The sequence below is a fragment of the Pectobacterium actinidiae genome, from assembly GCF_000803315.1.
Classification (GTDB): Bacteria; Pseudomonadota; Gammaproteobacteria; order Enterobacterales; family Enterobacteriaceae; genus Pectobacterium; species Pectobacterium actinidiae.
Genome location: NZ_JRMH01000001.1, coordinates 2180180 through 2201572 on the forward strand (window position 1 = coordinate 2180180; position 21393 = coordinate 2201572).

Annotated in this window: 18 protein-coding genes, 1 tRNA gene and 1 other RNA gene; 12 read left to right on the forward strand and 8 right to left on the reverse strand. The window is 48.6% G+C overall.

The annotated features are described in order from the left end of the window. Positions 1 to 11 precede the first annotated feature (11 nt). Positions 12 to 638: a trimeric intracellular cation channel family protein gene (locus tag KKH3_RS09225; RefSeq protein ID WP_039358433.1), complete on the forward strand. Its 627-nt coding sequence runs from the start codon at positions 12 to 14 to the stop codon at positions 636 to 638. Positions 639 to 822: 184 nt separating this feature from the next. Here KKH3_RS09225 and KKH3_RS21690 read toward each other — a convergent pair. From KKH3_RS21690 to KKH3_RS09240, 4 genes are all read right to left on the reverse strand, one after another. Continuing rightward, positions 823 to 952, reverse strand: a non-coding RNA gene (locus tag KKH3_RS21690) — RtT sRNA. 43 nt (positions 953 to 995) lie between these two features. Continuing rightward, positions 996 to 1080 (reverse strand) — tRNA-Tyr (locus KKH3_RS09230). 154 nt (positions 1081 to 1234) lie between these two features. Further along, the gene (gene purU / locus KKH3_RS09235) at positions 1235 to 2083 is read right to left on the reverse strand and encodes a formyltetrahydrofolate deformylase (RefSeq protein WP_039358436.1); all 849 of its coding nucleotides are present in this window, start codon (positions 2081 to 2083) and stop codon (positions 1235 to 1237) included. An 83-nt stretch (positions 2084 to 2166) separates the two neighbouring features. After that, entirely contained in the window at positions 2167 to 2634 is a 468-nt protein-coding gene (locus KKH3_RS09240) for a YchJ family protein (RefSeq protein WP_039358439.1), read from the reverse strand. Positions 2635 to 2766: 132 nt separating this feature from the next. On the opposite strand from KKH3_RS09240, the gene rssA reads away from it, so the two are divergent. The 3 genes from rssA to galU all read left to right on the forward strand — a co-directional run bounded on the left by rssA (position 2767) and on the right by galU (position 5924). Then, positions 2767 to 3672, forward strand: coding sequence for a patatin-like phospholipase RssA (gene rssA / locus KKH3_RS09245; protein ID WP_039358442.1), 906 nt, complete (start codon positions 2767 to 2769; stop codon positions 3670 to 3672). Between the two features lie 117 nt (positions 3673 to 3789). Beyond that, a complete protein-coding gene (gene rssB, locus KKH3_RS09250; RefSeq protein ID WP_039358445.1) occupies positions 3790 to 4806 on the forward strand; it encodes a two-component system response regulator RssB in 1017 nt (338 codons plus the stop codon). A 206-nt stretch (positions 4807 to 5012) separates the two neighbouring features. Further along, positions 5013 to 5924, forward strand: coding sequence for a UTP--glucose-1-phosphate uridylyltransferase GalU (gene galU / locus KKH3_RS09255; protein WP_039358449.1), 912 nt, complete (start codon positions 5013 to 5015; stop codon positions 5922 to 5924). A gap of 148 nt (positions 5925 to 6072) precedes the next feature. On the opposite strand, the gene hns is transcribed toward galU, so the two are convergent. Beyond that, positions 6073 to 6480 carry a histone-like nucleoid-structuring protein H-NS gene (gene hns / locus KKH3_RS09260; RefSeq protein WP_010275331.1) on the reverse strand — a complete coding sequence of 136 codons (408 nt, stop codon included), beginning with the start codon at positions 6478 to 6480 and terminating at the stop codon, positions 6073 to 6075. 393 nt (positions 6481 to 6873) lie between these two features. Here hns and KKH3_RS09265 point away from each other — a divergent pair, with 393 nt between their 5' ends. Next, positions 6874 to 7470 carry a thymidine kinase gene (locus KKH3_RS09265; protein WP_015840216.1) on the forward strand — a complete coding sequence of 199 codons (597 nt, stop codon included), beginning with the start codon at positions 6874 to 6876 and terminating at the stop codon, positions 7468 to 7470. A gap of 153 nt (positions 7471 to 7623) precedes the next feature. Here KKH3_RS09265 and adhE read toward each other — a convergent pair whose 3' ends face one another. Further along, complete coding sequence (adhE, locus tag KKH3_RS09270; RefSeq protein WP_039358452.1) at positions 7624 to 10299, reverse strand: bifunctional acetaldehyde-CoA/alcohol dehydrogenase; 2676 nt, start codon at positions 10297 to 10299, stop codon at positions 7624 to 7626. A 1008-nt stretch (positions 10300 to 11307) separates the two neighbouring features. Here adhE and oppA (KKH3_RS09275) point away from each other — a divergent pair. The 6 genes from oppA (KKH3_RS09275) to oppF all read left to right on the forward strand — a co-directional run bounded on the left by oppA (KKH3_RS09275) (position 11308) and on the right by oppF (position 18741). Further along, on the forward strand, positions 11308 to 12978 hold the full coding sequence (oppA, locus tag KKH3_RS09275; RefSeq protein ID WP_039358455.1) for an oligopeptide ABC transporter substrate-binding protein OppA: 1671 nt from the start codon (positions 11308 to 11310) through the stop codon (positions 12976 to 12978). 193 nt (positions 12979 to 13171) lie between these two features. Beyond that, a complete protein-coding gene (gene oppA, locus KKH3_RS09280; protein ID WP_039358458.1) occupies positions 13172 to 14809 on the forward strand; it encodes an oligopeptide ABC transporter substrate-binding protein OppA in 1638 nt (545 codons plus the stop codon). Between the two features lie 53 nt (positions 14810 to 14862). Beyond that, positions 14863 to 15783, forward strand: a complete 921-nt coding sequence (oppB, locus tag KKH3_RS09285) for an oligopeptide ABC transporter permease OppB (RefSeq protein WP_039358461.1) — start codon at positions 14863 to 14865, stop codon at positions 15781 to 15783. Positions 15784 to 15794: 11 nt separating this feature from the next. Continuing rightward, positions 15795 to 16703: an oligopeptide ABC transporter permease OppC gene (gene oppC / locus KKH3_RS09290; protein WP_010295218.1), complete on the forward strand. Its 909-nt coding sequence runs from the start codon at positions 15795 to 15797 to the stop codon at positions 16701 to 16703. A gap of 11 nt (positions 16704 to 16714) precedes the next feature. Then, positions 16715 to 17710, forward strand: a complete 996-nt coding sequence (gene oppD, locus KKH3_RS09295; RefSeq protein ID WP_039358464.1) for an ABC transporter ATP-binding protein — start codon at positions 16715 to 16717, stop codon at positions 17708 to 17710. Next, positions 17707 to 18741 (forward strand): murein tripeptide/oligopeptide ABC transporter ATP binding protein OppF, encoded by a 1035-nt coding sequence (gene oppF / locus KKH3_RS09300; protein WP_039358467.1) that lies wholly within the window; start codon positions 17707 to 17709, stop codon positions 18739 to 18741. Before oppD ends, oppF begins: the two co-directional genes overlap by 4 nt. A 309-nt stretch (positions 18742 to 19050) precedes the next feature. Here oppF and KKH3_RS09305 read toward each other — a convergent pair whose 3' ends face one another. Beyond that, positions 19051 to 19374: an HI1450 family dsDNA-mimic protein gene (locus KKH3_RS09305; RefSeq protein WP_010295213.1), complete on the reverse strand. Its 324-nt coding sequence runs from the start codon at positions 19372 to 19374 to the stop codon at positions 19051 to 19053. Between the two features lie 120 nt (positions 19375 to 19494). Continuing rightward, positions 19495 to 20955, reverse strand: a complete 1461-nt coding sequence (gene cls, locus KKH3_RS09310; RefSeq protein ID WP_039358470.1) for a cardiolipin synthase — start codon at positions 20953 to 20955, stop codon at positions 19495 to 19497. Positions 20956 to 21206: 251 nt separating this feature from the next. On the opposite strand from cls, the gene KKH3_RS22265 reads away from it, so the two are divergent. Beyond that, positions 21207 to 21383, forward strand: a complete 177-nt coding sequence (locus KKH3_RS22265; RefSeq protein ID WP_085996914.1) for a YciY family protein — start codon at positions 21207 to 21209, stop codon at positions 21381 to 21383. The last annotated feature ends 10 nt before the right edge of the window (positions 21384 to 21393 follow it).

Sequence of the window (21393 nt, forward strand, 5' to 3'; positions counted from 1 at the left end):
GGATAACTTGTGTGCTGACTTACATCTATCTGATCGCGATTACGGCAGAGGGGATGTCCGGGGCGCTGGCTGCCGGACGTCGTAATATGGATATTTTTGGCGTAGGCATGATTGCCTTCATCACTGCGCTTGGCGGTGGCACCGTTCGCGATATTCTCCTGGGTAATTATCCCATCGGCTGGACGCAGCATCCCGGCTATATCTATCTCACCATTGGTGCGGGTCTTTTCACGATAATCATTGCGCGCTTCATGCACCATTTGCACCGACTCTTTCTGGTGCTGGATGCGATGGGGCTGATTGCCTTTACAGTTATTGGTTGCAACGTCGCACTGCAACTGAATTATTCAACGACGGTGGTGGTTATGGCGGGTATTGTCACTGGGATTTTCGGTGGAATCTTGCGTGATATTTTCTGTAACCGTACGCCGATGGTGCTGAAAAAAGAGCTGTACGCCAGCGTCTCGCTTTTAGTCGCACTTCTCTATCTTGGGTTAAAGTCGCTTAACGTTAATCACGATATTAACCTGATGACGTCATTCAGCATCGGTTTGGCCGTGCGTCTGGCGGCCATTCGCTGGTCGTGGCAGCTTCCGGTGTTCTCTTATGTCCCTGGACGCTGGAAAGGGAAGGCGTAAGGCATTTTTCCCCATTCCATTCTATTGCGCTGATTATTGGTGCGAGTGGCCGTGGGGAAATAACGCTGCGCATTGCTCAAAACCGTGCCGGTTTTGTCGAACCCTGGTCGAAGGCTCTCACCTTCCCCAAATGGGAATCTGATGCTTTGATGTTGGGATTTAATTCAGAAGTGCTGCTTTGAAATGGTGGTGGGGGAAGGATAACTCGTCGCTTCGCTCCTCGCCCTGCGGGTCAATGCTGCGCATTGCTCAAAACCGTACCGGTTTTGTCGAACCTTGGTCGAAGGTTCTCACCTTCCCCTAGTGGGAATCTGATGCTTTGATGTTGGGATTTAATTCAGAAGTACTGCTTTGAAATGGTGGTGGGGGAAGGATTCGAACCTTCGAAGTCTGTGACGGCAGATTTACAGTCTGCTCCCTTTGGCCGCTCGGGAACCCCACCACTGGCCTTGCTGCGAGAAGCTTTCGCTTCAAGCGGGGCGCATCATATCAAATGGCGCGCCCCTGTAAAGCGGTATATATCAAAAATAAATGCGGTTGCCGTTTTTTTATTCCGTTCGGCGCATCCTTATACAAAAAGATGTCCGATCAACCAATTACAGAATAATGGTGCGGTTACCGTAGACAAAAACACGTTGTCCAAGCACGCGGTACAGCGCGCGACTCAGGACATTTTTCTCAACGTCTCGGCCTGCTCGCATCATGTCGTCGCCCGAATAAGTATGGTCGACGTGAATGACATCCTGCATGATGATCGGACCTTCATCCAGATTATCGTTGACGTAGTGTGCCGTCGCGCCAATGATTTTTACCCCGCGCTCATAAGCCTGATGGTACGGGCGAGCGCCGATAAAGGCGGGTAAGAACGAATGGTGAATGTTGATCACCTGATTCGGGTAGTGTTGAACAAAGGCCGGTGTCAGCACTCGCATATATTTTGCCAGCACGACGTAATCGGGTTTGTATTGGTCGATCTGCGCGATCATCTTTTGATCGTGCTCTTCGCGAGTCAGTCCTTCATGGCTGACCAGATGGAAAGGAATATCAAACCGCTCAACCAGCATCTGCAAGGTATCGTGGTTGCCAATGACGGCAGAGATTTCGACATCCAAACCACCGTAGGCGCTTTTCATCAATAGATCGCCCAGGCAGTGGGCTTCTTTCGTCACCAGAACGACGATGCGACGACGGCCAACTGCGGTTAATTCGCGAGAAGAACCTTCGGGAAGTGCGCTATCCAGATCGGCTAACAGCGTGGTGTCATTGAAAATCCCTTCCAACTCGGTCCGCATAAAGAAACGGCCAGTGCGATGATCGACAAACTCATTGTTCTGCACGATGTTCAGTTCGTGTTTATAACAAATATTCGTAATTTTCGCGATGAGCCCTTTTGCGTCGGGGCAAATGGTTCGTAATACTTTTCTTTGTATATTTTGGGATTGCATGAGCGTGTGGATCCTGTCCAAAAACTAAAATAATCATCTTATGGTAACGCAGCAATAACGCCGCGTGGGCGACTGCCTGTGTTCTACTGTCCGCAACACTTTTTGTATTTTTTGCCGGAATCACACGGGCAAGGTTCATTTCTGCCTGTCTGCAAATGAACGCCGTCTATATAGTACCAGCGATCCTGCTGACGAAGGAAGCGTGAGCGCTCTCGCATCACTTCTGTTCGCTGGTTGTCGCTTTCAGCTACATAACGTGCGGCGAATTCCACATAGCCCTCATCAAGCGTTTTTCCGGGAGACGTTGCCAGTATAGTAAGGCCGAGCCACTGCGAATTCTGGCAGCTTTCCGCGAGAGAGTCGCGCCATTTCTCGGGCTGAAGATCGGGATGCCAGGTGGCGATAAGGTAATCGACATCGTGTTTGACATAGGCGGTATAGCGCGATCGCATTAAGATGGCGGGCTCAGCCGCTGTTGCGGCATGCGTGAGGTAGGGTTGACAGCATGCGTTATACTGCAATCCACTGCAACAGGGGCAAGATTCTGACACGATGTCTCCTGAAGAAAATTTAAGATAAAAACCGATAGATAATAAACAGATCACTATGCAGGATGCCGATATGTTACCTAAGAAACTCTACGTGTAGCAATGTGCGCTAAAATGAAGGCAGGTGGATCGATCATGCAGCGGAAAAAAATTGGAATAGCCCTGGGCTCTGGGGCAGCGAAAGGATGGGCGCATATTGGTGTATTTAATGCGTTAACAGAAATGGGGATAAAGATTGATATTGTGGCCGGTTGTTCCATCGGCGCGCTGGTCGGTGCGGCGTATGCCACAAACAACCTATCCTCAGTGGAGCGCTGGGTGAGGGCATTTGGTTACTGGGACGTGATTCGACTGATGGATCTCTCCTGGCAGCGCGGCAGTTTGTTGCGTGGCGATCGTGTTTTTAATAGTGTGAAGCATTTGTTACATACAACACAGATTGAAGACTGTGCTATTAAATACGGCGTCGTGACGACCAACCTCAGTACAGGGCGTGAGCTCTGGCTGACTGAAGGCGATTTGCATCAGGCTATGCGTGCATCTTGCAGTATGCCTGGCCTGCTATCCCCCGTTCGATTTAACGATTACTGGCTGGTGGATGGCGCGGTGGTCAACCCTGTTCCCGTTTCTCTGGCGCGGGCAATGGGTGCCGACATCGTAGTCGCGGTTGATCTCCAGCACGACGCTAGCCTTAATCATCAGGATTTGCTGTCGATCAAACCGACAGCGTCAGACATTGATGTGGAAAATGTTCCGCAAGGTTGGCGTAGCAGAATTCGGGAACGCTTACTGCGGGGTCGTCGTCAGCAAGCGGAAAGTTCGCCAACGGCGATGGAGATAATGAGTACATCGATCCAAATTCTGGAAAATCGGTTAAAGATGACGCGGATGGCGGGCGATCCGCCTGATGTGCTGTTGCAACCGCATTGCCCCCAGATTGCGACCTTAGATTTTCATCGGGCTCCGGAGGCGATTGAGGCGGGTTATAAGGCGGTGGAAAAGATGCGTGATGAATTGTTGCCGCTAGTGAAAGGGGCATAGTGAAACGTGCTGCATGTAGCTAAGCACATGCAGTGAAGAAGACAGGGTGTGCCGTCTATTTGGCACTCTGGTGCTAAAGCAAGTGTGATTATTCGGTGTTTGAAGTAAGGGGTACTGATGGAACAACCACTAGCGGGTAAGCATATTTTAGTCATTGATGACGAGGCCGTTTTTCGATCTGTGCTCGCTGGTTATCTGACTTCTCTTGGGGCTTCAGTTCAGGAAGCAATTAATGGATTAGATGCGCTAAGTACTCTTGAACATTACCAACCTGATTTAATGATTTGTGATCTAGATATGCCGACGATGGGAGGAATTGAGTTCCTTGAACGTCTGCGCCTGAAAGACAATGACACGCCAATACTGATCATTTCTGCAACTAGCCAGATGGCCGACATCGCTAAAGTCTTGCGGCTTGGTGTTCAGGATGTATTGCTGAAACCGATTCGTGACTATGCACGTTTGCGTGAAGCGGTGATGTCCTGCCTGTATCCTGATATGTTCACCTCACAGCTAAATGAGATGGATCAACTCATGCAGGACATGGATTCCCTGAATCAATCTCCTGAAGCTGTCACCAAACTGCTTGCTCAGTTACAGCCACCAGTTCAGCAAACGCTTGCTCGTTGCCGTGTTAACTATCGTCAGTTGACGGCTGTGGAACAACCGGGGCTGGTGTTGGATATTGCCGCGCTTTCGGAGACTGAGTTAGCCTTCTATTGCCTTGATGTTACTCAGGGCATCAATAATAGCGGGACGCTGGCAGCGTTACTGCTTCGAACCTTGTTCAATGGCGTGCTTCAGGAACATTTGGCCGATCAACAACACCGTTTGCCGTATCTGCCGACGTTATTAAAACAGGTAAACCAGTTGCTGCGGCAGGCGAGCCTGAATGGCCGTTTTCCTTTACTCGTTGGGTATTATCATCAGCAGTTAAAACAGCTGATACTGATTTCTGCCGGGCTAAATGCGACGCTGAACGTTAACGGACAGCAGATAGCGTTGAATAGCGGGATCCCTTTAGGAACACTCGAAGGCGCTTATCTCAACCAACTGAATTATCAATGTGAAGCCTGGCAATGCCAGATATGGGGTGGCGGTGGCCGTTTACGACTGATGTTGACTACAGAATAGTCTGATAGCGAGAGAGGGTGCTGGTTTCAGGTAATAGCCATCTTTCGGTATTATTTTTTATTTCCTACTATTGTAGGGAGTTATCTTATTTTTATTGAACGGTAACGTTGGGACAAGCGTGCTCTTGTTAAAATCGTTATACTCTTACGGTTATCTTGATTAGATAAATAAAGTTCATTATTTGAACGGTATATAAGAGGCTGTTTATGTCTATTGTGAATAAAAAAGTAAAAAAAGCGGTCATACCGGTTGCTGGATTAGGGACGCGTATGCTGCCTGCCACTAAAGCCATTCCTAAAGAAATGCTGCCGTTGGTAGATAAACCGCTGATCCAATATGTTGTTAATGAGTGTATCGCTGCAGGGATTAATGAAATTATTCTTGTTACACACTCTTCTAAGAATTCTATCGAAAACCATTTCGATACCAGTTTTGAACTGGAAGCCATACTGGAAAAACGTGTTAAACGTCAGCTGTTGGAAGAAATTCAATCTATCTGTCCTAAGCACGTCACCATTATGCAAGTGCGTCAGGGATTAGCCAAAGGGCTTGGTCATGCCGTATTGTGCGCGCACCCGTTAGTCGGAGATGAGCCTGTCGCGGTTATTCTGCCAGATGTGATTATTGATGAATATGAATCCGATCTGAAGAAAGATAACTTAAGCGAAATGTTGCAGCGCTTTTCTACCACAGGCCATAGCCAGATTATGGTTGAGCCTGTTGAAAATGTAAGTAGCTATGGTGTGGTTGATTGCAAAGGCGTGGAATTAAAGGCAGGGGATAGCGCACCTATGGTTGGTGTGGTTGAAAAACCTAAGGCTTCCGAAGCACCTTCTAATTTAGCCGTCGTTGGTCGTTATGTACTCTCAGCGGATATTTGGTCTCTGCTGGAGAAAACACCACCAGGTGCAGGTAATGAAATTCAATTAACCGATGCCATCGCAATGTTGATGGAAAAAGAAACAGTAGAAGCGTATCACCTGAAGGGTGTGAGCCATGACTGTGGTAATAAATTAGGCTATATGCAGGCATTCGTTGAATATGGTTTGCGCCATGAGGGTTTAGGTCAGGAATTTGCGCAGTGGCTTCAGGAAACGATTGAAGCAGAAGAAAAATAACAGAATGTAATGATTGCTCTCTGTTTACAAAAAACAGAGAGCAGCCAAAAAATGGCGACATATCTGTTTTTTCTTTACAATATGCGTTACCAAAGAAAAACCCCCGATAGTTATCGGGGGTTTTTTCGTATTCAGTACTTATAAACGATTACAGCAGGAAATCGTCTAAAGATTTACCTTGCTCTTCGATTGCTTTCTTGATTACTGCCGGTGTACGACCTTGGCCAGTCCAGGTTTTAAGCTCACCGTTTTCGTCAGTGTATTGATATTTTGCTGGGCGGGCAGCGCGCTTGCTTTTACCTGCAACCTTAACTGAACCTAAAGACTGCAATAATTCGTTAGGGTCAATACCGTCTGCAATCAGCATATCGCGATATTGCTGCAATTTACGCGCACGTTCTTCAACTTCAGCCTGAACCTGGCTATCTTCTTCGCGGCGTTCATTAACCACGACTTCCAATTTTTCCAGCATTTCTTCCAAAGTATCCAGGGTACATTCTCTTGCCTGGGCACGCAGAGTACGGATGTTGTTAAGAATCTTTAGTGCTTCGCTCATTGTGATAATCTCAAATAATATTATTGGTGGCGTGTAGTGTGATAATAGAGTGCTATTTTCCTTTCTGCAATAGTCAAATTTGTAAGTTTGTTAAAAAACATCATTTTTAAAACAGATCTCACATCGTATGTTACATAAATATAAATACTTTCCTGTTATCAAAAAAATACATTTGGTATGCCGTTTTTCTCCATCAAACGGTAGAGAATGACTTATTGATACCACGCTGTTGTTATAAGGAACGTTTATATCCTTTATCATAACAGGCCGTCGCTAGCGGGTGTATGGACAAAATGTGGCCGAAGAATAGCCCATTGCGTAGCGTGAAGACGAGTTGTTACAATAAGTTTTTACGACACGAAGATCATATAGCCTGCCTTTTGGAGTAACTGAGTGGCCCAACTTTATTTTTATTATTCTGCAATGAATGCAGGGAAATCGACGGCGCTATTGCAGTCATCATATAACTATCAGGAGCGCGGGATGCGCACGCTGGTGTTCACTGCAGAAATAGATAATCGGCATGGCGTGGGGATAGTAAGTTCACGGATAGGCCTTTCTTCCCCGGCATTATTGTTTAATCCGCAGACATCCTTATTTGGATTGCTGGAGAAAGAGCACCGTGCTCAGCCCGTCGATTGTGTATTAATTGACGAATGTCAATTTTTAACCCGCGAGCAGGTGAGTGAGCTTTCCGATGTCGTGGACCAATTAGATATCCCGGTATTGTGCTACGGGTTGCGTACTGATTTTCGTGGCGATTTGTTTTCCGGGAGTCACTATTTATTAGCGTGGGCAGATAAGCTGATCGAGTTAAAAACGGTCTGCCATTGCGGCCGCAAAGCCAACTGCGTATTGCGGTTAGATGCACAAGGTAATGCTGTCCACGAAGGGGAACAGGTCGTTATTGGCGGCAATGAGAGCTATGTTTCCGTGTGCCGTAAGCATTATAAAATTGCGCTGGGATTAACCCGTAAAGAAAGCGAGTAAGGCGGTTAAATATCCGACAGGCAGGGCGATTAATAAACGATGTATTCTACGTGTCTATGCTGAGTACGAGTAATGAAAATGCCCAACCTTAAAGGGGTTGGGCATCATGAAGAGATAAACCGCCTTTAGGCCAAGGCGGTAACAGCCAGAATGTTACTGTGCAGCTTTCTTGCTGGTTTTCGCGGATTTTACTACGGGCTCAACCGCTTCCGTTTTTTCTTCTTCAGAGAACTTACGACCATAGTAAGTATCCAGCAGAATCTGTTTAAGTTCGGAAATCAGCGGGTAACGCGGGTTAGCGCCAGTACACTGATCGTCGAACGCATCTTCTGACAATTTATCGACCTTCGCCAGGAAATCGGCTTCCTGTACGCCCGCTTCACGAATAGACGTTGGAATCCCCAGCTCGGTCTTCATTTCTTCCAGCCAGCCCAGCAATTTCTCGATTTTCTGTGCGGTACGATCGCTTGGTGCAGTCAAACGCAGGTGGTCGGCTATTTCAGCGTAACGACGGCGTGCCTGTGGACGGTCATACTGGCTGAACGTCGTCTGCTTGGTCGGGTTGTCATTTGCGTTATAGCGAATCACGTTCGAGATCAGCAGGGCGTTAGCTAGGCCATGCGGGATATGGAACTCTGAGCCCAGCTTGTGCGCCATGGAGTGACAGACGCCGAGGAAGGCGTTGGCAAACGCGATACCTGCAATTGTCGCCGCGTTATGTACACGCTCGCGGGCAACCGGGTTTTTCGCGCCGTCACGGTAGCTGTCTGGCAGGTTTTCCTTCAAGAGCTTCAGTGCTTGTAACGCCTGTCCATCTGAGTATTCGTTTGCCAGCACAGAAACATAGGCTTCCAGCGAATGTGTTACGGCATCAAGCCCGCCAAATGCACACAGTGATTTCGGCATATTCATGACTAAATTGGCATCAACAATCGCCATATCTGGCGTTAACGCGTAGTCCGCCAACGGATATTTCTGTCCGGTAGCATCGTCGGTCACTACGGCAAACGGCGTGACTTCGGAACCGGTCCCAGATGTGGTGGTAATCGCCACCATTTTGGCTTTGACGCCCATTTTCGGGAACTTGTAGATACGTTTACGGATATCCATAAAGCGTAGTGCCAGTTCTTCGAAGTGGGTCGTAGGATGCTCATACATCACCCACATGATCTTCGCGGCATCCATCGGAGAACCACCGCCCAGCGCAATAATCACATCCGGTTTGAAGGAGTGCATTTGCTCGGCACCTTTACGCACGATGCTCAGCGTCGGGTCAGCTTCAACTTCGAAGAACACTTCGGTTTCCAGTCCGTGCTGTTTCAGTACAGACGTCACCTGATCGACATAACCGTTGTTGAACAGGAAGCGGTCGGTCACGATAAATGCACGTTTTGCACCATCGGAGGCGACTTCTTCCAGGGCGATAGGCAGTGAACCACGACGGAAATAAATGGATTTAGGAAGTTTATGCCACAACATATTCTCTGCTCGCTTGGCTACCGTTTTCTTGTTGATCAAGTGCTTCGGACCGACGTTTTCGGAGATGGAGTTTCCGCCCCAAGAGCCACAGCCCAGCGTCAGAGACGGAGCGAGTTTGAAGTTATAGAGATCGCCGATCCCCCCCTGAGAAGCTGGAGTGTTAATCAGGATACGCGCTGTTTTCATCATATTACCGAAATGATTCACGCGTTCTGGCTGATTGTCCTGATCGGTATAGAGGCAGGATGTGTGACCTATCCCCCCCATTGCGACCAGTTTTTCCGCTTTAATGACAGCGTCATTGAAGTCTTTCGCTCGGTACATCGCCAACGTTGGAGACAGTTTTTCGTGGGCAAAGGGTTCGGATTCATCGACGGCCGTCACTTCACCGATCAGCACTTTGGTGTTCGCTGGGACGGTGATACCCGCCATTTCTGCGATCTTCGGTGCAGGCTGGCCCACAATGTCGGCATTCAGTGAACCATTTTTCAGCAGAATACCTTGTACGGCATGCAGTTCTTTGCCTTTGAGCATGTAGCCGCCGTGGGTGGCAAAACGTTCACGCACAGCATCATAGACGCTGTCTACCACGATGACTGACTGTTCTGACGCACAAATGACGCCGTTATCGAAGGTTTTCGACATCAGAATTGAGGCAACGGCACGCTTAATATCGGCCGTTTCGTCAACGACGACAGGCGTGTTACCGGCACCGACGCCGATGGCTGGTTTACCTGAACTATATGCCGCTTTCACCATACCCGGTCCACCGGTAGCCAGAATCAGGTTGATATCGGGATGGTGCATCAGTTGGTTGGATAGCTCGACGGAAGGCTGATCGATCCAGCCGATGATATCTTTCGGCGCACCTGCCGCAATGGCTGCTTGCAGAACAATATCGGCAGCTTTATTGGTCGCATTTTTTGCACGCGGATGGGGAGAAAAGATAATCCCGTTACGGGTCTTCAGGCTGATCAGCGCTTTAAAAATCGCGGTAGAAGTCGGGTTGGTGGTGGGAACAATACCGCAAATCAGGCCAATAGGTTCAGCGATGGTAATCGTACCGAACGTGTCATCAGTAGAGAGGATGCCGCAGGTTTTTTCATCCTGATAGGCGTTATAAATGTACTCGGATGCGAAGTGGTTTTTGATGACTTTATCTTCCACTATCCCCATGCCGGATTCAGCAACTGCCATTTTTGCCAGCGGGATACGGGCATCTGATGCAGCGAGTGCGGCAGCGCGGAAGATTTTGTCCACTTGTTCCTGAGTGTAAGTGGCAAATTCCTGCTGTGCCTTTCTCACTCTTTCGACCAGTGCGTTAAGTTCTGCAACGTTGGTTACGGCCATAATGCTCTCCTGATAAATGTTAAACTCTTTCAGTCAATTGTTCGCCGGATAGAACAGTATAGATAAACGAGCGGGGGACACTTTTGTTACCAGGCTATTCTTTTTTACCGATTACATCGTAATTGACTCAAAGAGCTTGTCAGCCGCCGTCGTGGCGCGATTTCTGCTTTTTAAAATACTGTAACCGCCGATACCGTAAACTTTTGAAATATTGTTTGAAAAACATCAAAAATTAAGAGGATTTACGTGTTAACGAGGGTATGGAATGAGCATACCTATTTGTGGGTGCACTTTTTGTGATCAATATCGAATTTTCTTTAAGCTGACACCATTCAGCAAGCTGGTATTGATAACAGTTATCATTAACCAGGCGAAATCAGTGGTTTTTCTACCTAAAAAGGGATGGTGAAAGATAAGTGGGGTACTGAAGCGGGGTATTGTTGGGGAAAATTCCGGGCTAGCGGTTGTTCACATACTGGGAATGATCTATTCGTATAAAACATGTTCGTATAAATAGTACTTATATCTTAATCGAGTTCGTGATTTTACGTACCGCCTACCGTAAGGGAATTACGCGCTATTGTCGTGTAAGGTGAGTAACGGAGTTGTTAAAATAATAACATTATCGACAGATAATGACGCGGACAGGTAAGCATACATCATCATTTTTGTGCTGTGAAAATGATGAAACCCCCTACGATGTTTTTTTGTTCAAAACTCATAAATTGCTGAATATTTAAAATATATTTGAGATTAAGTACAAAAATCATTATTTATCATGTGGTTAATGGTTGGATTGAACGATTGAAATAAAACATTCACTGCGCTGTAGTAAAGAAAATTAAGCAACATCAATGTAAAGATATTGGCGAATGTGTCCGCTTTTGATAGCTTCGAGTGTCGACCTGCTATTCGTTATTCATCCATAAATTAATTTTATGATTTATTTGGATAATGGGCGATCTTTTCTACTCTATGTGGCGGCGATTTTTACGCATGGAGTCCGGTATGGCGTTGTATCAAGACAGGGGCGTTTATAAAGTGAATACTCGCAAAACAAAACGATACTTTGTTACCAGTATGATTGCAGCAGCAGTGATGGCGTCATGCGTGAATGTTCAGGCTGCTACAGTACCTGCCGGTGTTGAGCTGGCGAAAGAGCAGGTTCTGGTGAGAAACAATGGCGCTGAGGTGTCATCATTGGATCCGCATAAAATAGAAGGTGTGCCGGAATCCAACGTCGCGCGCGACTTATATGAAGGGCTGGTGATTTCCGATCCTGATGGACACCCGATTCCTGGCGTGGCCGAGCGTTGGGAAAGCAGCGATTTTAAAGTCTGGACGTTCCATTTACGTAAAGATGCCAAATGGTCAAACGGCGAACCTATTACCGCGCAAGATTTCGTTTATAGCTGGCAGCGTCTTGCCGATCCGAAAACTGTTTCTCCTTACGCCAGCTATTTGCAATATGGTCATCTGCTGAATATCGATGACATTATCGCCAGCAAAAAATCACCCGATTCGCTGGGTGTAAAAGCACTCGACGACCATACGCTAGAAGTGACATTAAGCGAGCCGATCCCTTATTTTTATAAATTACTGAATCACTCATCGTTGTCTCCGGTAAATAAAACGGTGGTGGAGAAATTTGGTGATAAATGGACCCAGCCGGAAAACTGGGTAGGAAATGGTGCCTACCGTCTTAAATCCTGGGTCGTGAATGAGCGACTTGTGCTGGATCGTAATACCCAATATTGGGATAACGCCAAGACCGTGATTAATCAGGTCACCTATCTGCCGATTGCTTCTGAAGTGACCGACGTTAACCGTTATCGTGCGGGTGAAATTGATGTCACCAATAATAAATTACCCATCGAGCTATTTCAGAAGCTAAAAAAAGAAATCCCACAAGAAGTTAAAATTAATCCTTTCCTCTGTACGTATTATTACGAAATCAATAACCAGAAACCGCCATTTAACGATGTACGGGTGCGTACGGCGCTGCGTATGGGGCTTGATCAAGACATATTGACCAATAAAGTGAAAAATCAGGGCGATATTCCTGCCTATGGCTATATTCCTCCGTTTACGGATGGCCTGAAAGCGCATACACCAGAGTGGTTTACCTGGCCACAGGCGAAACGTAACGAAGAAGCGAAAAAATTGCTGGCGGAAGCGGGCTATACCGCAGAAAAACCGCTGACGTTTAATTTGCTCTATAACTCGTCCGATTTGCATAAAAAGCTGGCGATTGCGGCGGCCTCGGTCTGGAAACAGAATCTGGGCGTCGACGCAAAATTGGAAAACCAAGAATGGAAAACCTATCTCAGCACGCGTCATCAGGGCAATTATGACGTTGCGCGTGCCGGATGGTGTGCGGACTATAACGAACCGACATCGTTCCTGAATAGTATGCTGTCAGACAGCAGCAATAATACGACGCATTATAAGAGTGCTGAGTTTGACAAGCTGATGCAGCAGGCTGTTCAGGCGAAAACGGATGATGATCGCGCGCAGATTTATCAGCAGGCGGAATCTCAGTTGGATAAAGATGCGGCTATCATACCCGTCTATTACTACGCGAATACTCGACTGGTAAAACCTTATGTCGGCGGCATTACCGGCAAAGATCCGTTGGATAATCTGCGGGTGAAGGATCTCTATATCATTAAGCATTAATCCGTCGTGGTGTTATTTACGGTTTGATGCAAATGAAATGAGCGAGCAGCGATTAATTTGGTGTTTAATCTCTGGTTACCCATTCCCATGATGTGGGAATGGGGGGAACTGGAACCGATGAATCGTTTTTACAGGGTGCCAACTCAGGAATTGCGCTGGGATAACGAGTGCGACAACATTACAGGAGAGAATAATGACACACATCACAACTAAAAAAAGAGTAGCTGCCGCTATTATTGCGGCATTAAGTAGCACGATGGCCGTTTCTGCCTTTGCCGCGACCGTTCCCGCCGGCGTTCAGTTAGCAGAAAAACAGGAATTGGTTCGTAACAACGGTGCGGAAGTCGCTTCCCTCGATCCGCATAAAATCGAAGGCGTACCCGAATCCAACGTATCGCGCGATCTGCTGGAAGGGCTGGTCATTTCCGATGTTAACGGTAAAACCAGCCCCGGCGTAGCCGAAAGCTGGGATAACAAAGAGTTTAAAGTGTGGACATTCCACCTGCGTAAAGATGCCAAATGGTCAGATGGCACGCCGGTTACCGCACAAGATTTCGTCTATAGCTGGCAGCGTCTGGCCGATCCGAAAACGGCATCGCCTTATGCTAGCTATCTACAATATGGTCATTTGCTGAACATCGATGACATCATTGCAGGTAAAAAGTCCCCCGATACGCTGGGCGTTAAAGCGATCGACGATCATACGTTTGAGGTGACGCTTTCTGAAGCGGTGCCTTACTTCTATAAACTGCCTGTCTATGCAGCCATGTCTCCCGTTAATAAAGCCGCAATCGACAAATTTGGTGATAAATGGACGCAGCCACAAAACTGGGTCGGTAATGGCGCTTATAAGCTGAAAGAGTGGGTGGTGAATGAAAAATTGGTACTGGAGCGCAACCCACAATACTGGGATAACGCGCATACCGTGATTAACCAAGTGACATACCTGCCTATCGCTTCAGAAGTGACAGACGTGAACCGCTACCGTAGCGGTGAAATTGATATGACCTACAACTACCTCCCCATTGAGCTCTTCCAGAAGTTGAAAAAAGAAATCCCGAATGAGGTGAAAGTTGAGCCGTACCTGTGTACCTATTATTACGAAATCAACAACCAGAAACCGCCGTTTAACGATGTCCGGGTGCGTGATGCGCTGCGTATGGGGTTAAGTCAGGATATTTTGACGAACAAGGTGAAAAATCAGGGCGATACGCCAGCCTATGGTTTCGTACCGCCTTATATTGACGGCTTCAAGGCTCAGACGCCAGAGTGGTTCACCTGGTCTCAGACGAAGCGTAATGAAGAAGCGAAGAAACTGCTGGCAGAAGCCGGTTACACGGCAAGCAAACCGCTGACGCTAACCCTGTTATACAACACTTCCGATCTGCATAAGAAAATGGCTATTGCCGCTGCCTCGATCTGGAAACAGAATATTGGCGTAGAGGTGAAACTGGAAAATCAGGAATGGAAAACCTTCCTCAGTTCCCGCCATCAGGGTAGTTATGACATTGCGCGCGGCGGATGGTGTGCGGATTATAATGAACCGTCAACGTTCCTGAATAGCATGTTGTCAGACAGCAGCAGTAACACGGCACATTATAAGAGCAAAGAATTTGATGCACTGGTGGCGAAGTCTTTACAGGTGAAAACCGATGAAGAACGTGCAGACGTGTATCAGCAGGCCGAAGCATTGCTGAATAAAGACGCGGTAATCGCCCCTGTTTATTACTATGCGAATACCCGGTTAGTGAAACCTTATGTGGGTGGATTAACAGGCAAAGATCCCCAAGATAATGTTTACGTGAAAGATCTTTATATCATCAAGCACTAATAATAATGGCTGGCGCACGCTGCTGTGCTGCCAGCCTTTTATAGGTACGAGCAATGTTAAAATTTATTTTTCGCCGCTGCTTAGAGGCGATTCCGACACTATTTATCCTGATCACCATCTCGTTTTTCATGATGCGATTGGCACCCGGCAGCCCTTTTACCGGTGAGCGTAATTTACCGCCGGAAGTGATGGCGAATATTGAAGCCAAATACCATCTGAACGACCCCATCATGACGCAATACGGTAACTACTTACTGCAATTGGTTCAGGGTGATTTCGGTCCTTCTTTTAAATACAAAGACTATTCCGTGAACGACCTTGTCGCGACGTCTTTCCCCGTTTCTGCAAAGCTGGGAGCTGCGGCATTTATTCTGGCGATTGTTTTTGGTGTGAGTGCGGGCGTAATCGCTGCGCTGAATCAAAATACGAAATGGGACTATACCGTGATGGGCTTTGCCATGACGGGGGTGGTGATTCCCAGCTTTGTCGTCGCGCCGTTACTGGTGCTGATTTTCGCCATTACGCTGCGTTGGTTACCCGGCGGTGGCTGGAATGGTGGGGCACCCAAATATATGATTTTACCGATGGTGGCGCTGTCTTTGTCCTATATCGCCAGCATCGCGCGTATCACCCGAGGATCTATGATCGAGGTTTTGCATTCTAACTTCATTCGTACCGCGCGTGCCAAAGGGCTGCCGATGCGCCGCATCGTCCTGCGCCATGCGTTAAAGCCTGCGCTGCTGCCCGTGCTTTCCTATATGGGGCCAGCGTTTGTGGGGATTATTACCGGCTCAATGGTTATTGAAACCATTTTTGGTTTACCCGGCATTGGGCAACTGTTTGTGAACGGTGCACTAAACCGTGACTATTCACTGGTACTGAGTCTGACGATTCTGGTCGGCGGCTTAACCATTTTATTTAATGCGATCATTGACGTGCTCTACGCTGTTATCGATCCGAAAATTCGCTATTAATTGGGGGCGTTATGTTTTGGAATCGAAAAAACGTTGAAGCGTTAGAGAACTTTACCGAGCAAGCTGAGATTGAAGGGCGCAGTTTGTGGCAGGATGCGCGTCTGCGCTTTATCCACAACCGCGCGGCATTGGCCAGCCTGTTTGTTTTAGCTGTGATTACCGTGTTTGTTATTTTTGCACCGATGCTGTCCGCATTTGATTACGCCGATACCGACTGGGGAATGATGTCAGCCGCGCCGGATATGACGTCAGGACATTATTTTGGTACGGATTCCTCCGGTCGCGATCTTTTGGTTCGTGTTGCCATCGGTGGACGTGTGTCGCTGATGGTTGGCGTCGCAGCGGCGCTGGTGGCTGTGATCGTCGGAACGCTGTATGGCGCGATGTCCGGTTATCTGGGCGGCAAAGTGGATTCGGTGATGATGCGTCTGCTGGAGATCCTCAACTCATTCCCATTCATGTTCTTCGTTATTCTGCTGGTGACGTTCTTCGGGCAGAACATGCTGTTGATCTTCGTGGCTATCGGTATGGTGTCCTGGCTGGATATGGCGCGTATCGTGCGTGGCCAGACGCTGAGCCTGAAACGTAAAGAGTTCATTGAAGCGGCAATGGTGTCCGGTGTCTCTACGCGCGGTATCGTATTACGCCATGTTGTGCCTAACGTGCTAGGCGTGGTGGTGGTGTATGCCTCTCTTCTGGTGCCAAGTATGATTCTGTTCGAATCCTTTCTGAGCTTCCTGGGGCTGGGAACGCAGGAACCATTAAGCAGCTGGGGTGCTTTGCTGAATGATGGTGCGAACTCAATGGAAGTGTCGCCGTGGTTACTGTTCTATCCGGCGGCATTTCTGGTTGTCACGCTGTTTTGTTTTAACTTTATCGGCGATGGCCTGCGTGATGCCCTCGACCCGAAAGATCGCTGAGGAATATCAACATGAGCAAAATTGAATTAATTGGCGCGCACGACGCGCTGCTACATGTTCATGATCTCCGGGTAACGTTCAAAACGCAGGATGGAGACGTGACGGCGGTTAATGACCTGAACTTCACGCTCAACGCTGGTGAAACGCTGGGGATTGTTGGTGAATCCGGCTCCGGTAAATCACAAACTGCGTTTGCGTTGATGGGGCTGCTGGCTCGCAATGGCCGTATTGGCGGCTCGGCGCGTTTTCGTGGCAAAGAAATTCTCAATTTGCCTGAAAACCAGTTGAATAAGCTGCGTGCTGAAGAAATCAGTATGATCTTCCAGGATCCGATGACCTCGCTGAACCCTTATATGCGCGTCGGCGAACAACTGATGGAAGTGCTGATGTTGCACAAACGCCTGAGCAAAAGCGAAGCGTTTGAAGAATCGGTAAAAATGCTAGATGCGGTAAAAATGCCGGAAGCGCGTAAGCGTATGAAGATGTATCCGCATGAGTTTTCCGGCGGGATGCGTCAGCGCGTAATGATTGCAATGGCGCTGTTGTGCCGTCCGAAGTTGCTTATTGCCGATGAACCAACCACGGCATTGGATGTAACGGTTCAGGCACAGATTATGACGCTGCTGAACGAGCTGAAACGCGAATTTAATACCGCCATCATCATGATCACCCATGATCTGGGCGTCGTTGCGGGTATTTGTGACAAAGTGCTGGTGATGTATGCCGGGCGCACGATGGAATACGGTGCGGCACGTGATGTCTTTTATCAGCCAAGCCACCCGTATTCCGTCGGTCTGCTCAATGCCGTGCCGCGTCTGGATGCGGAAGATGAGGTGTTGGCGACTATTCCGGGTAATCCGCCTAACTTATTACGTCTGCCGAAAGGGTGTCCGTTCCAACCTCGCTGCCCGTATGCGATGGATGTCTGCCATAGTGCACCGGCGCTGGAATCTTTTGATGATGGCCGCTTGCGTGCCTGCTTTAGAGCGATTGAGGAGGTGGTATGAACAACGCGGACGAGAAAAGAGTGTTGTTAGAAGTGGACGAGCTGAAAGTTCACTTTGATGTCAGAGATGATAAGCAGTGGTTCTGGCAGCCGCCGAAAAAGCTGAAAGCAGTCGATGGCGTGACGTTGCGTTTATATGAGGGCGAAACGCTGGGCGTGGTGGGCGAGTCTGGTTGCGGTAAGTCCACGCTGGCGCGTGCCATTATCGGTTTGGTAAAAGCGACCGACGGACGCGTCACCTGGCTGGGGAAAGATCTGCTGGGTATGAGCGCCGATGAATGGCGCGCCGCGCGTAGTGACATTCAGATGATATTCCAGGATCCGCTGGCATCGCTGAACCCGCGTATGACCATCGGCGAAATTATTGCCGAGCCGTTAAAGGTTTATCACCCCGAACTGGATCGACAGACGGTAAAAGATCGTGTGAAAGCGATGATGCTGAAGGTTGGGCTGTTGCCGAACCTGATCAACCGCTACCCGCATGAATTCTCTGGCGGGCAGTGTCAGCGCATCGGTATCGCGCGCGCGCTGATTCTGGAGCCAAAGCTGATTATTTGTGATGAACCGGTTTCCGCGCTGGACGTGTCGATTCAGGCGCAGGTGGTTAACCTGTTGCGTCAGTTGCAGCGAGAAATGCGTCTGTCGCTGATTTTTATCGCCCATGACTTATCGGTCGTGAAGCACATTTCCGATCGTGTGCTGGTGATGTATTTGGGGCATGCGGTAGAGCTGGGAACGTACGATCAGGTCTATCAAAACCCGCAGCACCCGTATACTCGTGCGCTGATGTCTGCTGTGCCGATTCCCGATCCCGATCAGGAACGAAACAAGAAGATACAGCTGCTGGAAGGGGATTTGCCGTCACCGATCAATCCACCATCGGGCTGTGTGTTCTGCACCCGCTGTCCGATTGTCGGCCCTGAATGTTCGAAAACCCGACCATTGCTGGAAGGGAGCTTTACGCACGCAGTTTCGTGTTTGAAGGTCGATCCGCAGGCATTGTTACCGTTGCAGGAAGCGGAAGTTCAGTAACCCGTTTATCGGCGACTGAGGTAAAAAAGGCGTCTCCTGTGGGGGACGCCTTGCATTGCTGACAAACTATTTGTCGAGTGAAACGGGATAAGGGAATAGAAGAGTAAAGCGTTTGCGCCAATGACAAAGGCGTCGGGAACGCCTTTGAACGTCGCTTGCGACGGCGCTGAAAGGGGGAATCTCAGGGATGAGATTCCTATCCGCGCAATCCGAGCTTACACGGACGTATTCACAGCGTCTTTACGATCTATCCCTTACTACCGCGCTACAGCCTTTGTTAACAACTTCCTAACGTTTAAGCGAGATAACTTATTCTTTCCACAAAATGTGGCAAAGTTTGTGATCTTTTTCCCGACAAATCAGCACGCGGGCAAAAATATCGGTAATTTCTTCACCTTCATTCTCGGCCAGCCCAATCACGACTTCGGCAAAAAAATCAGGGTTCAGGTCGAAATCAACGTGCTCGGCCCAGTCTTCAGCAGGATCGAACAACTCTGCGCCCCCGCGCTCTTCGAATTGCAGGTTGAACAGCAGAATATCTGCCGGGTCCAGGTTGTCAGCCGCGAGTTCCAAAAAAATATCGTAGGCCTGTTCTAATGCTTCGTCTTCGGTCAGGCGATTATTCAAATCCATAACGTCATTCCTGTTAATTCCCAATAGCCTTATTAGAACACGGGAAAACGGAGTATGCCCTAAATAATTCGAGTTGCAGGAAAGCCAACGCACATGCAGCTTGAAGTATGACGGGGATATTTATAGCAGGGGGCTGAAAAAGTAGAACAGCCGCTCAACAATGCGTTGCCAGTAAGGACGGTTTTGCCACTGCGTCGCGTTTAACAGACGTGAACGGGCGATATAGTCTTCCTGCACACAGGCTAAATCGCTGCCGAATCCGGCATCGTCAATCACCAACGTGATTTCAAAATTCAGCCACAGGCTACGCATATCCAGATTCACCGTACCGACCAGGCTGAGCTGTCCATCAACCAGTACGCTTTTGGTGTGTAGCAGCCCGTCCTTGAATTGATAAATTTTTACGCCAGCGGCAAGCAGCTCTGTGAAGAACGCGCGACTGGCCCAGCCGACCAATACCGAGTCGTTTTTGTGTGGAACGATAATGCTGACATCCACCCCACGCTGGGCGGCGGTACAGATGGCATGCAGCAGGTCGTCGCTGGGCACGAAGTAGGGGGTCGTCATGATCAACTGCTTACGTGCCGAATAGACGGATGTCAGCAGCGCCTGATGAATCATCTCTTCTGGGTAACCGGGGCCGGAAGCAATAACCTGAATGGTGTGGCCGCTCTCTTGTTCGAACGGCATAACGTTAACATCCGGCGGCGGCGGAAGCAGGCGTTTGCCTGTCTCCATTTCCCAGTCGCAGCAGTAAATGATCCCCAGAGTGGTCGCTACGGGGCCTTCAATACGCGCCATCAGGTCGATCCATTGCCCGACGCCAGCATCTTGTTTGAATAAACGGGGATCGACCATATTCATGCTGCCGGTATAGGCAATACGGTTGTCGATCAGGATAATTTTACGGTGCTGCCGCAAATCCATGCGGCGGAGGAATGCACGGAACAAATTCACTTTCAGGGCTTCAACCACTTCAATTCCGGCGGTGCGCATCAGCTCGGGATGATGCTGGCGGAAAAATTGTACGCTGCCGGCAGAGTCCAGCAGAACGCGGCAGTGCACACCGCGTCGTGCCGCGGCGATAAGGGAAGAGGAGACTTGCTCGACCAGGCCACCGGGTTGCCAGATGTAGAACACCATTTCGATGTTGCTACGTGCGAGTTCAATATCACGTAATAGCGCTTTAATCGTGTCATCAAACGTGGTCATCAACTGCAATTGATTGCCTTTAACGCCGCCTACGCCTTGCCGTCTTTCACACAGCTGAAATAACGCGCTGGCGACTTCACTGTTTTCCGTTGCGAAAATACGGCGATATTCTTTTAATTCGCGTAACCATTTTGCCGTTGAAGGCCACATTTTGCTGGCACGTTCGGCTCGGCGTTTGCCGAGATGGAGCTCGCCAAATGAAAGATAAGCGACAATACCGACAAGTGGCAGAATATAAATCACCAGCAGCCAAGCCATCGCAGAAGGCACGGCCCGACGTTTCATCAGAATACGTAAGGTCACACCTGCAATCAGCAACCAGTAGCTAAAAACCAGTAACCAACTTATTACGGTATAAAATGTCGACATAAAAGCAGCACAGTTCCCTTCTGCAAAGAATTAACAAAGTGTACGCATAGATTTATAAAAGGGGAAATGCCTTTCCTCTGAATATCCCCGTCATACTTTAAACTGCATGGATGTTAGCTGCGCGACGCGAATTATTCAGTGAACAACAGTGATGAGTATGGGGAGAATAGCGGAGAAGGAGATTCACTGATTGTCGCCACGTATGAGAGGGTTATAATGCCCAGCGCGAGTGGATTAACAAGAGTCGCATAATGAAACGCAGTCGGAATGAAGTGGGTCGCTGGCGGATGTTACGTCAGGTCCAGCGTAGAAGAAGTCGCTGGTTGGAGGCTCAATCACGTACGTATCGCCATATTCGCTCTGCCCGTTATCTGCAACAAAAGCAGCAACGACGGGCATTGCTCTATGCGGTAACGTACGACTGGTAAGCCAGTGAGG